General features: G+C 52.4%; 12 protein-coding genes. All 12 read right to left on the bottom strand.

All coding sequences use genetic code 11. The features are described 5' to 3' along the window. Window position 1: 1 nt before the first annotated feature. Window positions 2-1,027 carry a rod shape-determining protein gene (locus BD749_RS09880; protein ID WP_007652384.1) on the bottom strand — a complete coding sequence of 342 codons (1,026 nt, stop codon included), beginning with the start codon at window positions 1,025-1,027 and terminating at the stop codon, window positions 2-4. Window positions 1,028-1,297: 270 nt separating this feature from the next. Continuing rightward, window positions 1,298-2,821 carry a bifunctional phosphoribosylaminoimidazolecarboxamide formyltransferase/IMP cyclohydrolase gene (gene purH, locus BD749_RS09875; protein WP_101444194.1) on the bottom strand — a complete coding sequence of 508 codons (1,524 nt, stop codon included), beginning with the start codon at window positions 2,819-2,821 and terminating at the stop codon, window positions 1,298-1,300. 135 nt (window positions 2,822-2,956) lie between these two features. Further along, window positions 2,957-3,550 (bottom strand): phosphoribosylglycinamide formyltransferase, encoded by a 594-nt coding sequence (purN, locus tag BD749_RS09870; protein ID WP_180336372.1) that lies wholly within the window; start codon window positions 3,548-3,550, stop codon window positions 2,957-2,959. 114 nt (window positions 3,551-3,664) lie between these two features. Continuing rightward, window positions 3,665-4,231: a hypothetical protein gene (locus BD749_RS09865; protein ID WP_101444192.1), complete on the bottom strand. Its 567-nt coding sequence runs from the start codon at window positions 4,229-4,231 to the stop codon at window positions 3,665-3,667. A gap of 324 nt (window positions 4,232-4,555) precedes the next feature. After that, complete coding sequence (locus BD749_RS09860) at window positions 4,556-4,954, bottom strand: c-type cytochrome (RefSeq protein WP_101444191.1); 399 nt, start codon at window positions 4,952-4,954, stop codon at window positions 4,556-4,558. Between the two features lie 60 nt (window positions 4,955-5,014). Beyond that, entirely contained in the window at window positions 5,015-5,953 is a 939-nt protein-coding gene (locus tag BD749_RS09855; RefSeq protein WP_101444190.1) for a hypothetical protein, read from the bottom strand. Then, window positions 5,931-7,250, bottom strand: coding sequence for an NrfD/PsrC family molybdoenzyme membrane anchor subunit (gene nrfD, locus BD749_RS09850; RefSeq protein WP_245868990.1), 1,320 nt, complete (start codon window positions 7,248-7,250; stop codon window positions 5,931-5,933). The genes BD749_RS09855 and nrfD overlap by 23 nt, the downstream gene beginning before the upstream one ends. Window positions 7,251-7,268: 18 nt before the next feature. Continuing rightward, a complete protein-coding gene (locus BD749_RS09845; protein ID WP_101444189.1) occupies window positions 7,269-8,195 on the bottom strand; it encodes a 4Fe-4S dicluster domain-containing protein in 927 nt (308 codons plus the stop codon). A gap of 28 nt (window positions 8,196-8,223) precedes the next feature. Beyond that, entirely contained in the window at window positions 8,224-8,457 is a 234-nt protein-coding gene (locus tag BD749_RS09840) for a hypothetical protein (RefSeq protein WP_101444188.1), read from the bottom strand. 47 nt (window positions 8,458-8,504) lie between these two features. Further along, a complete protein-coding gene (locus tag BD749_RS09835) occupies window positions 8,505-9,431 on the bottom strand; it encodes a DUF5777 family beta-barrel protein (RefSeq protein ID WP_143741250.1) in 927 nt (308 codons plus the stop codon). A gap of 27 nt (window positions 9,432-9,458) precedes the next feature. Beyond that, complete coding sequence (locus BD749_RS09830) at window positions 9,459-9,833, bottom strand: c-type cytochrome (protein WP_143741249.1); 375 nt, start codon at window positions 9,831-9,833, stop codon at window positions 9,459-9,461. 22 nt (window positions 9,834-9,855) lie between these two features. Then, window positions 9,856-10,542, bottom strand: coding sequence for a YceI family protein (locus BD749_RS09825; protein ID WP_101444185.1), 687 nt, complete (start codon window positions 10,540-10,542; stop codon window positions 9,856-9,858). Window positions 10,543-10,817 lie beyond the last annotated feature (275 nt).

Below are 10,817 nucleotides of genomic sequence, written 5' to 3'. Positions count from 1 at the left end.
CTTAGGTCAGCAGAACGTTCTTAAAGCCTTCCAGATTTTTGATAGCCGCACCCGTGCCGCGCACAACCGCTCTAAGCGGATCTTCGGCAATGTGGATCGGCAGTTTGGTTTTGGCAGCCAGGCGCTTGTCGAAGCCACGCAGCAAGGCGCCACCGCCCGTCAGGTGAATACCGTTGTCGTAAATGTCGGCAGACAGCTCCGGCGGCGCAATCTCGAGCGCCTTCAGTACCGCTTCCTCGATCTTCGACACCGACTTGTCAAGCGCAATCGCGATTTCCTGGTAAGTTACCTTGATCACTTTCGGTATACCTGTCATCAGGTCACGACCGCGGATCTCGTAATCGGCAGGCGGGTTTTCTAGCTCAGTAAGCGCAGAGCCTACTTCTATTTTGATTTTCTCGGCAGAGCGCTCACCGATAAGCAGGTTGTGCTGGCGACGCATGTAATCCAGAATGTCCTTGGTGAACACGTCGCCGGCGATGCGGATAGACTGATCGCACACGATACCCGAAAGGGCCACTACAGCAATTTCTGTTGTACCACCCCCGATGTCCACGATCATGGAGCCGATCGGCTGCTCCACGTCGATGCCTATACCTATGGCAGCGGCCATTGGCTCCTGGATCATCCATACCTCTTTGGCGCCGGCGTGCTGGGCTGAGTCACGTACGGCACGTTTCTCCACCTCGGTTATACCTGAAGGTATGCAGATCACCATGCGGTGCGAAGGCTGGAACAAGCGGCGGCCCGTGTCGATCATCTTGATCATGCCACGGATCATTTCCTCGGCGGCGTGGAAGTCGGCGATCACACCGTCTTTCAGCGGACGAATGGTCTTGATGTTCTCGTGGGTTTTCTCGTGCATCTGCATGGCGTTGCGGCCAATGGCAAGTACACGACCCGTGGTCCGGTCCACGGCGATGATAGACGGCTCGTCTACCACAATCTTATCGTTATGAATGATCAGGGTATTGGCGGTACCCAAGTCAATGGCTATATCGCTGGTAAGAAAGTTAAATAGTCCCATTCTTATTTGTTGAAGGCGTGCGGCTGCCTGTTATATGTTTAATATACAATATTTCCAATCAAAAACTAGCCGCAAAATTAGTGATTTTCAGCGGAATTAATAATGCTGAGGCGGAAGAGGTAAAAGTTTTCAATTTTTTTCTTGCCCACGTTCCATACAATTCTCTTTGATGACCTACATAACGCAGGTATAGGTATAAAATTGGATGGGCTGCTAAGTAAAAAGCCTCACCCAATTGGGCGAGGCTTTTGAGGTTGCGAAGGTTATACCTTAGTGCTTGAAATGGCGCACGCCCGTCATCACCATGGCCATGTTGTGGGCGTCGCAGTAGTCGATCGAGTCCTGGTCTTTGATAGAGCCACCCGGCTGCACCACGGCTTTTATACCTGCCTGATCGGCAATCTCCACGCAGTCCGGGAAGGGGAAGAACGCGTCGGATGCCATCACAGTGTTGCTAAGGTCAAAGCCAAAGCTCTTGGCTTTTTCAATAGCCTGGCGTAGGGCGTCTACACGGGAAGTCTGGCCCACGCCGCTGGAGATCATCATTTTATCTGTGGCAAACACGATGGTATTGGACTTGGTATGCTTGCAAACCTTGGCTGCGAATACTAATGCCTTTTTCTCTTCGGCAGAGGGCTCACGCTTGGTCACCGTTCTGAAGTCAGCCTCTGTCTCGGTCTGTAAGTCTTTGTCCTGTTCGATCACGCCGTTCAGAAGCGTCTTGAACTGCTTGGTTGGCAACTCCACTGGCTTCTGCTTAAGCAGAATGCGGTTCTTTTTGGTGCGCAGCAAGTCAAGTGCGTTAGCGTCGAAATCAGGGGCGATCAGCACTTCGAAGAACAACTTGTTCAGCTCCTCAGCAGCGCCCATGTCAATAGCACGGTTGGCGATAATCACGCCACCGAAAGCCGAAACGGGATCAGTAGAAAGCGCATTCAGGTAGGCTTCTTTTATGGTTTCGCCCGTTGCGCAACCGCAGGCGTTGGTGTGCTTCAGGATAGCCACAGCCGGCTCCTCGAACTCAGCGCCCAGTGCTACGGCAGCGTCCACATCCACGAGGTTGTTGTAAGAAAGCTGCTTGCCGTTCAGTTGCTCAAACAGGTCCTCCAACTTGCCGAAGAAAGTTGCCTGCTGATGTGGATTCTCGCCGTAGCGCAGTGGGGTTGCCTCACGCACACTCTGCTTGAACACGTTCAAGTCCTGCTCTTTGCTCAGGTAGTTGAAGATGTGCGTGTCGTAGTTAGAGGAGATGTCAAAAGCCTTAGCGGCGAAACGCTTGCGATCTGCCAGTTCGGTAGCACCATCTTTCTCTTTCAAGATCTCCACCACTTCGTCGTACTGCTCACGCGAGGACACGATCAGCACATCCTGGAAGTTTTTGGCAGCTGCTCTGATCAGGGAAATGCCCCCGATGTCAATCTTCTCGATCACATCCGCTTCCGAAGCGCCCGATGCCACTGTTTCTTCAAACGGGTATAGGTCAACTACCACGAGATCAATAGGAGGGATCTCGTACTGCTCTCGCTCGGTCAGGTCGCTCTCGTTTGCACGGCGGTGCAGAATGCCTCCGAACACTTTCGGGTGCAGGGTCTTTACGCGGCCTCCGAAAATAGAAGGATAGGCAGTCAGGTCTTCTACGGCTACTACCTCAGCGCCCTGCTCTTCCAGGAAAGCCTGCGTGCCGCCTGTGGAGTAGATCGTGACATTGTGCTGCTTCAGGAGCTCTACCAGTGGCTCAAGGCGGTCTTTGTAGTAAACCGAGATAAGTGCGGATTTGATTTTGACAGATTGCATGTGGTTAATGGGCTAATGGGTTAATTTTTAGTGTGCTAATGTATTTTTTGGGGCCTGTCTCAGGTATAGCTATTCCGTTTTGGGTTGCTATACTTGATTTTCGAGCCACTTCATGGGTGTTTGCCAGCAGAATTTCTAATTCTTGGCTGTTTGCAACACCAGTTTTTCCACGACCTCTGGCAGATACTTGTGCTCGAGTTCCAATACGCGGGCGGCTAAGTCCTCGGGAGTGTCGCCGGGGTGCACGGGACAGCGCTCCTGCAGCACGAACTCGCCTTTGTCATATTCCTCGTTCACGCGGTGTATAGTTATACCCGACTCCTTATCTCCGGCGGACACCACGGCCGTGTGTACATTGAGCCCGTGCATGCCTTTGCCACCGTACTGCGGCAGCAGGGCCGGGTGGATGTTGATGATGCGGTCGGGGAAGGCCTTCAGGAAGTTCTGGGGTACCAGCCACAGGAAGCCTGCCAGCACGATCAGGTCGGGCTTGAACGACTGCACCTGCTCCAGCACCTTGGTGGTGTTGTAAAACTCGTCGCGGGAAAATAAAAAAGCCGGGACGTGGAATGTCTCGGCTCGTTTTAGGGCATACGCTTTTGGGTTGTTGGCAAACAGGGCGGCCACACGAATGTCTGGGTGGTGCTCGAAGTACTCCATCAGGCGCTGTGCGTTGCTGCCCGAACCCGAAGCAAAAATGACTATGTTCTTTTTGTCTGCTCGTTCCAAAGTAAGGCTTTGTAATGAAGCTGCAAATATAGCGGGTTTGGGTATAGAAGCCAGCATAGGAAGCTAAAAAAGGCTGTCGCAATTTGCTAGTGAACTTTCTTTTAGTGTAAAGTACTAAAAGGTCTTTCCTATACCTATGCCAATGGAACTGGTGTTGTAAGCGTGCCTGCGGTTGTCATAGAATATGGTCGGGCACACGTCCCAGTGCCCACCCAGATTGATCTCATACTCCAGACCACCCCTGAAAAAGAACAAGTGCTCTTTATGCTCGAATTCTACTCCTGGGCCTAACACAAGCACTAGCCCTTTGTGTATTCTGCAGAGGGCATCCAGAGAACTCAGGAACGGGAATGCGTTGTCAGACAGCAGGTCTTCCTGGATTTTGTGTGTAAATATCAGGTCGTTGTGGATTCCAAGCCCGAATTGGTGGGTAAACCAGTACTCGTAGTCTAAGCCTATGGAGGGGATCACGACCAAGTGAGGCCCTTGTGGTGCCCTGATTCGAACATAGCTGTGGTATAGGAGCACACTCAGGCGATTATGCCTTAGCTTGTGAGTGTCCGACGATTCGGTGGAAGTGTGACTTTGGGTATGTGCCCCTTTCTGGTGCTGGGCACTGAGATTGGGCGAGAAGAACAAAAAGAGTAAGAGTAAACCGATGCATGCCCTATTACGATTCATGAAGTATCGTTTAAAGGATTGGCGAACTCAATAGTGCATCATTCAGGGTACACGCGCTTCGATGCTAGGAGCGTGTGCCTTTTCCAGGCCTGCACAGTGCAGGAGCGAGCGGTTCGGTCCCTGGCTAAACCAAGAAAGGGGGTTTGCTAATCCCAGGGACAGGAGCACCCGTTAAGTTGGGTCTTTTTGCTAGGTCAGGGAAGTAGAGGGATCTAACCCAGCCGATGCAGCTTTACGTTCGCTACATCGGCCAGAGTTAAACATCCACTCTCAACATGTCGGATATAACTGGGTTAGATGATCTGGGATAAACGTCCCACTGGATTATTTAAACGTACGCATGTAGTTTACAATGTGCCAGTTATCTTCTGCGTCTGGAATCTTCTTCTTAAAGGACGGCATGTCATCACGACCCTCTACAATTTTGTAGTACAACGCACCGTCAGACTGCCCTGGCAGGTCTTTCGGGAAGTTGCCTGGATCGGTGTCCAACTGGGCTGATTTAGAGCCATCGCCTTTCCCTTTCTTGCCGTGGCAAGATTCGCAGTGCTTTGTGTATAGCGATTTGCCCGCCTTTAGTGAAGCCTCATCGGCAGCCACAGGGTTTTTCATTTTTTCGAATTTCTCAGGCACAGGCCAAGGCTTGCTTTTCTGCGCAGGAGCGAAAGCTACCAGCGTGATGAAGAGGGTAGCCAGTCCGAGCAATAGAATAGAATTTTTCATGATTGTAATATTTAAAAGTGAATGTTGATTCTTAGCTATAATGGGCCTCTATACCTTATTTCATGCAGGTGTCAATTCCACGGGAGCAGGTTCGGGTTTGGTGGCAGGTTTGGTTTTGCCTAGTTTCCTGATCCTCATGAGCAGGTATACCAGATAGGCGATTGTGCCCCATACTGTGAAAAAGATAAAACCAGACAGGAACAGCAGCCAATAAGGCGCCTTGTCGCGGGTGGCGAAAAGGCTGCGCTTGTCAAAATCGTTTGAATGCGCCACAATGGCCCCCCAGGCAACCGCTTCTTCCAACGTCAGGGTGCCGTAGGTGTCGTTATCCAGCACTGTGGCTACCAGCATCAGGTTGCCATTGTCATCGCCAGGCAGTCCATCGCGTGTGAACTCTGCCAGCGCCACGCCCTCTTCGTCGGTGGTATAGGCATCGTCTGGGCCAACAGGCAGTACCGTATTAAGCCGTTGTATCCCTATTTTCACATCAGCCTCCTCTACCGGAATCCAGTTGCCCTCGTCGTCCAGCGCCTCCAGCAACACCATCACGTTGCGTGCTCCGTCTGTGGTGTCGGTGCTGATGGCCAGGCGGGCCTTGGTTATCTCTATTTCGCTGGTGGTCTCCTCGAAGCGCTCGCTCTCCTCTGCCACCCCGATAAAGGTATGCTGGTGCGAACTGTTCCAGACCTCTCGCTTGTCCGGTGGTATTACCGCAGTCGCTTTCCCGTCTTCTTTGGTCACGACGTTGGCCAGCAGGTTTTCGGGGGCCACCTCGTTCAGGTATACCGCTACGGCCATGCCTTGCACTGGCTCAAATCTTCGCTCCACCTTGGTGTTGGTTTCCACGGTGAGGTAGGGGACCTTGTTGTTCTTCAGGAAGTACCGCAGGTTGAGATTTAAGTCGGCTTTTTCGACCTCCTGGGCCAGCGCAGACAGGCTGGTGGCTAAGAATAGCAGCAGGAAGAACAGGCCTGCACTAGTTGTCTTTATCCGTTTCATGTTGTTCGGCTATAGTTTCTTGTACAGGAATGATCGGCAGAATACGCGTGAAGAACGTCACGATCAGCAATGCCCCAGCCAGTGAGCCAAGCGTGATGGCGGACTCCTGCCAGGTTGGGAAGTAGTGCATGAATTCCTCTGGTGCGTCCGTCATAGGCAGCATGGGGTGCAGCATGGTGGGGGTTACAATGAGGAAACGCTTGCACCAGGCACCCACTACCACGAGCAGACCCGCAATGAACATCGGCAGCGGCTTGCGACCAGATTTAAACAGCAGGATCAGGATGGGCAGGACCATACTGGTGGCGATGGCGAACCAGAAGATGCCAGCGAAGTGTCCCGTAAACAAACCCTCCAGGTGCTCTACTTCAAACTTCTTCATCTTAAAGGCTGGTACCAGGTACTCGTTAATGTTGAAGTACAGGTATAGCAGGGCAAGCAACACTACGATCTTGCCCATCTTGTTGAAGTGGTCATCGGTGATGTATTTTTCAAGGTGGTAAGCCTTGCGGAAGACATACATGGCCACCACCACGGCACCGGCTCCCACCAGGAATGCCCCTGATATGAAGTAGGCCCCGAAGTTGGTGCTGTCCCAGCCCGGCCTGTAGGTGGTGGCAAACAGCCAGGACGTAACCGTGTGTATACAGAAAGCCACCGGAATGATGGTAACGGCCAGGATGTTGATCGCTTTTTCGCTGAGCCGGAACTGTTCCTTAGAACCCACCCAGAACGAGCCCAGGAAGTGGTATACCTTGTTCAACCATTTGATATTCTTCTCCTTGTGCTGCAGCATGATCTTCAGATCGGGCAGCAACGGGATGTAGAGCAGCAGCAGGCTGATAACGAGGTAGGTACTGATCACGACCACGTCCCAAATGATGGGCGACTGCAAACGACCATGGATCATCACGTACAGGAACCTGTCAGGACGGCCCATGTCGACAATGATGATGATGGCGGCAAACACGATGCCCGACACGGCTATGATCTCGGCAATGCGTGTGAGGGGTGTGCTCCAGTGCACGTTGCTCAGCCGCAGCACTGCAGTGATCAGGGATCCCACCAAGCTGATGGCCACAAAGAACACAAAGTTGGAGATGTAGATTCCCCAGGAGGCATAGTCGCGGAGGGCGGTTACGCCCAGGCCGTCGCGCAGCTGCAGGTAGTAGGCATAGGCGCCCACCAGGCAGATGGCAATCAGCAGGCTTGTCCACAGCATGCCAGGCAGGCCGAACTTGCGGGGATACAGATCGGCCGTAATTTGCGCTTCTGATAATTTGATTTCCTTTTCCACTTGAGTAGGGGTTTAGGGTTAAGCTCCTTTCTGGGCGGCCGCTGTGTTGTAGCCCTCCTCAAAAGGGAAGTTGCGGTTTACTGGCGGCAGGTAGTACACGTTTGGCTTGGTGCCGAGGTCTTCCATAAGGCGGTAGCCAGCTTTGTCCTTGATCAGTTCGCTGAAACGGAAAGTTTCCGGACCATTGGTCACGGTGTCTTCGTTCATGTCGCCAAACATGAACACGCCGTTCGGGCAGGCCGTCACGCAGTGTGGCAGTTCGCCTTTGCGCACCATATCCGGGCAGAAGTCGCACTTGCCCACCGTACCGATTTTTTGCGGGGTGCTGGTTTCGCAGGAGTAGGGCTGAGCAGCCTGCACCTCCGTAATCAGCGGCTTCTCCCAGTTAAATACACGGGCGGAGTAAGGGCAGGCCGCCATACAGAAGCGGCAGCCAACGCAGCGGTCGCTGTCGATGGCCACAATGCCGTCCTGCCGCTTAAAGGTGGCGTCTACGGGGCATACCTTTACGCAAGGAGGCTCGTCGCAGTGCATGCAGAGCGAGGGCTGCCAGTAAGGTGCCGTGTTGGCTGCGTCCTGCATGGCATGGATCTGTATCCAACCCTGGCCGGGGTGCACCTGGTGCATGTGGTTACAGGCCGACTGGCACTTTTTCAGGTTCTTGCACCGACTCAGGTCAATCACCATCACAAACTTTTTGCCTGGAAAACCCGCCCTGGCCTCAAGAGCCGATACGCTCGGCATGTGCGGCACCGGCTTCAGGAATGCACGGTCCACTTCGATCTCCTCACCGTCAACGGAGAGCAGTTTCACCTTTTCGCCACTCGGCTCCACCGAGGCGTCAACGGCCGCGGTAAAGGGGTCTTCGGAAGTGCATCCTATGGCCAGGGTCGCCAGCAGGCCCGTCGTGAGGAACTGTCTCCGGGAGTTGTCTTTCTCTTTCATCTCGATCGTGTTAAAAAATAAAAAACCGTTATTTTTTTATCCAGTGCTGTACCTCATCAGTCGATACCTTTCTTTTGCTGGCAGTGAGCAGGGACGCATCCACCTCTACCAAGGTGCCATCCTGGGCCAGCATCCGGACCATCTTCTTGTTGCCCTTGTCGTTGGCAGGGGCGAAGAACCTGAACACGGTGAAAGATGAAAGCACGCCTAGGCCTAGAAAAGTGAATTTCCTGCGCGATAGGTAAGATTTTAAAGGTTTCATGAGAAAGTCTGACTATGGTTAAAAAAATAACGGTTATAACAGGTAGGCTACCAGTTCCACAATCTTGTGATGTTGAAGCCGATCAGGAACTGACGCTCCGTAAAGTCATTTCGGTTGTAGTAGTTGTTGCGCTGCGGCGTAATGCTGGCGTAGTTGCCGGCAAAAATCTGGAACGCGTGCGCACTGGTGCTGGCTTCAATACCTAATGAGATGTTCGGGGTCGGGTTGTTGGTCGGGTGCTGGGTAAGCGGCTGGTCGTAGTTGCCGATTAGCGCCAGGCTCTCTGTTACCTTCAGCCTGCCCGACACAGCCACCGCGAAGTGGTCATGCTTCATTTCCCCTTTCACCACGCCAGGCTCTGCAAAGTAGCCGTACACACTGTTGATGTGGGTATGGCTTGGAGCTACCTGCACTGAGAAGGCATTGGTTACCTTGCGCGCAATGATCAACTGGTTAAAGTAAGAGAACCGATCCGATCTGTAGACGAAATTGTCTTTGGCACGTGAGTCATAGGCGATATCGCCGAAGTAGGTGATGCTCACCGGCATCCCGCCCGACTGCGTCTGCTTCAGGATGGCGTATTTGAGGTAGCCCTCCCAGGTCATGTTCTGCTTGGTGAGTGAGGCACCCACCATCAGGTTGTTGATAGGCGTGTAGTTGAAGCCAAGCCGGATGTTGGATGGCGCAAACAGACCGTAGAAATCGTCGTAGCCTCTGTTCACGGTACCGAAGCGGTGCATAATGTCCATCTGGAACGTGCCCTTTATTGGCACCATCACCGTTTGGTTGTCAATGATCCAACCGCTTTCAAAGGTGTTCTTCACAGGCTTGTCAACCTTGGGCTGTACTTCTGTTTGAACCACCGTAGAGTCATCCTGCGCCACGGCCACGCCGCTGACAAGCAGCAGGGCCATAAGTGCCGGGTATACCTTCCGGAGACAAGAGTTGCTGAGTAACAGTATTGCTGTCTTCATGATATGAGAATTTAAAATCCGGATTTTTTAATTGTTAGGTGCACCGTTTCGTATCCAGTCCAGCAGCTTCTGCAGATCCTTCGGATTCAGGGTAGGCATAGAACCCCCTGGCTTTGCTACAGTATAGATTGGGCTCTTATCCGGAACCATGGTGTTGACATACCCGCCTGACATCAGCTCGGTATAGGCTTTATCGGCAGTAAGAGCAGGCTTCTTAGCATCAGCGCTGTGGCAGCCCGACATGGCGCAGTTCTTTTCAAAGATCGGGATCAGGTCGCCGCTCAGGCTGACTTCCTGTGGCGGGCCGTTCGGGTCTGAGCCCGGGCTGATCACGTCCTCGTAACAGCTGGTCAGGCCAACAGACAAGGAGGCTATTGCTAGTAGTGAGAATATCCTTTTCATCGTGAATACCTTTAAAGGCTGCTTATTTATTATTGAAGTTCATATTGAGAGTAACTCCCACCTTGTCGGCTATATTAGTAGAGACAACTCCGAAGTCAGTTTTAGCCATGAACTGGAATTCCATCTGTAAGCCAAATATCTGGTATTCGGCGGCAGTGCCCGATGCAGGAATAGTGGCTTTGGGAACGTAGTTCAGTTTGCCGGTATACTCCTTTGTTCGGCCCATAAAGGTCATGTCGAAGGTTACGATGTAGCTCTTGTCGGTTTTGCTGAATTCCACCTTCTTAGATTTGAGGGTAGCAAGGTTGTTGGCTTCGTCGGTCAGACCGGCAGCTGTGCCGAAAGTGCCCAGAAGACAACCTGCATCACGGCCGGGCTCGCCAGTGTTCACTGTGTTTAAGCGCACCCAACCTTCGAAAGCGATGTTCTCTGGGTTAGACTCTTCGAATTTGAGGCTGGTGACCCCGAAGTTATTGAAACGGCCTGTGAGCAAGCCGCCGGAGCCCAGGTAGGCTGTTTCCCAAAGGACGCTGGAGTGCGTTTTGTCTAGCTTCCACTTATCTACACCTGTTGTGTAGGAGGCCTGGCCACGCTCAATCTTATTGCCTGCGGAAGGAGCGATGTCGTCCTCGTGTGTACAGCCTGTATAAACAAGGCCGCTGATCAGAATCATTGCGGTCAGGAAGAAATGTATGCTTATGCGTTTCATTTGATTATACTTTAAAGGTTAATTGGATTTTTTCAATTTGCTATTCAGGCTGTAGGGGCCTGACAGTGCCCGCTGCTCCACAATGGAGCCGCTTCAGGAGGAGTTAAAGCTGGGGGTTCCCATAAGTTTTAAATTAAGTGGCTATGCTTTTAGACAGTTGCTGCCTTGTTTTCATAGAGCCTGCGATAAGGGCAAGGCGTAGGGCGATGTTTCTATAATGCTACCCCCGCAAATGGAAGCGCTGGGTGTCTCACTTTCAGTTAAACAATATTATA

This window comes from Pontibacter ramchanderi (assembly GCF_002846395.1).
In the GTDB taxonomy this organism is placed as follows: domain Bacteria; phylum Bacteroidota; class Bacteroidia; order Cytophagales; family Hymenobacteraceae; genus Pontibacter; species Pontibacter ramchanderi.
Note: the sequence above shows the minus strand (reverse complement) of the source record. Positions and strands in the feature narration are given on the sequence as shown.

Bases quoted from the DNA above. Each gene is read 5' to 3' on its own strand.
- BD749_RS09880 (WP_007652384.1), bottom strand. From the start codon at position 1,027: ATGGGACTATTTAACTTTCTTACCAGCGATATAGCCATTGACTTGGGT.
- BD749_RS09845 (WP_101444189.1), bottom strand. From the start codon at position 8,195: ATGAAAGAGAAAGACAACTCCCGGAGACAGTTCCTCACGACGGGCCTG.
- BD749_RS09825 (WP_101444185.1), bottom strand. From the start codon at position 10,542: ATGAAACGCATAAGCATACATTTCTTCCTGACCGCAATGATTCTGATC.
- BD749_RS09840 (WP_101444188.1), bottom strand. From the start codon at position 8,457: ATGAAACCTTTAAAATCTTACCTATCGCGCAGGAAATTCACTTTTCTA.
- BD749_RS09855 (WP_101444190.1), bottom strand. From the start codon at position 5,953: ATGAAACGGATAAAGACAACTAGTGCAGGCCTGTTCTTCCTGCTGCTA.
- BD749_RS09865 (WP_101444192.1), bottom strand. From the start codon at position 4,231: ATGAATCGTAATAGGGCATGCATCGGTTTACTCTTACTCTTTTTGTTC.
- BD749_RS09830 (WP_143741249.1), bottom strand. From the start codon at position 9,833: ATGAAAAGGATATTCTCACTACTAGCAATAGCCTCCTTGTCTGTTGGC.
- purH (WP_101444194.1), bottom strand. From the start codon at position 2,821: ATGCAATCTGTCAAAATCAAATCCGCACTTATCTCGGTTTACTACAAA.
- BD749_RS09860 (WP_101444191.1), bottom strand. From the start codon at position 4,954: ATGAAAAATTCTATTCTATTGCTCGGACTGGCTACCCTCTTCATCACG.
- BD749_RS09835 (WP_143741250.1), bottom strand. From the start codon at position 9,431: ATGAAGACAGCAATACTGTTACTCAGCAACTCTTGTCTCCGGAAGGTA.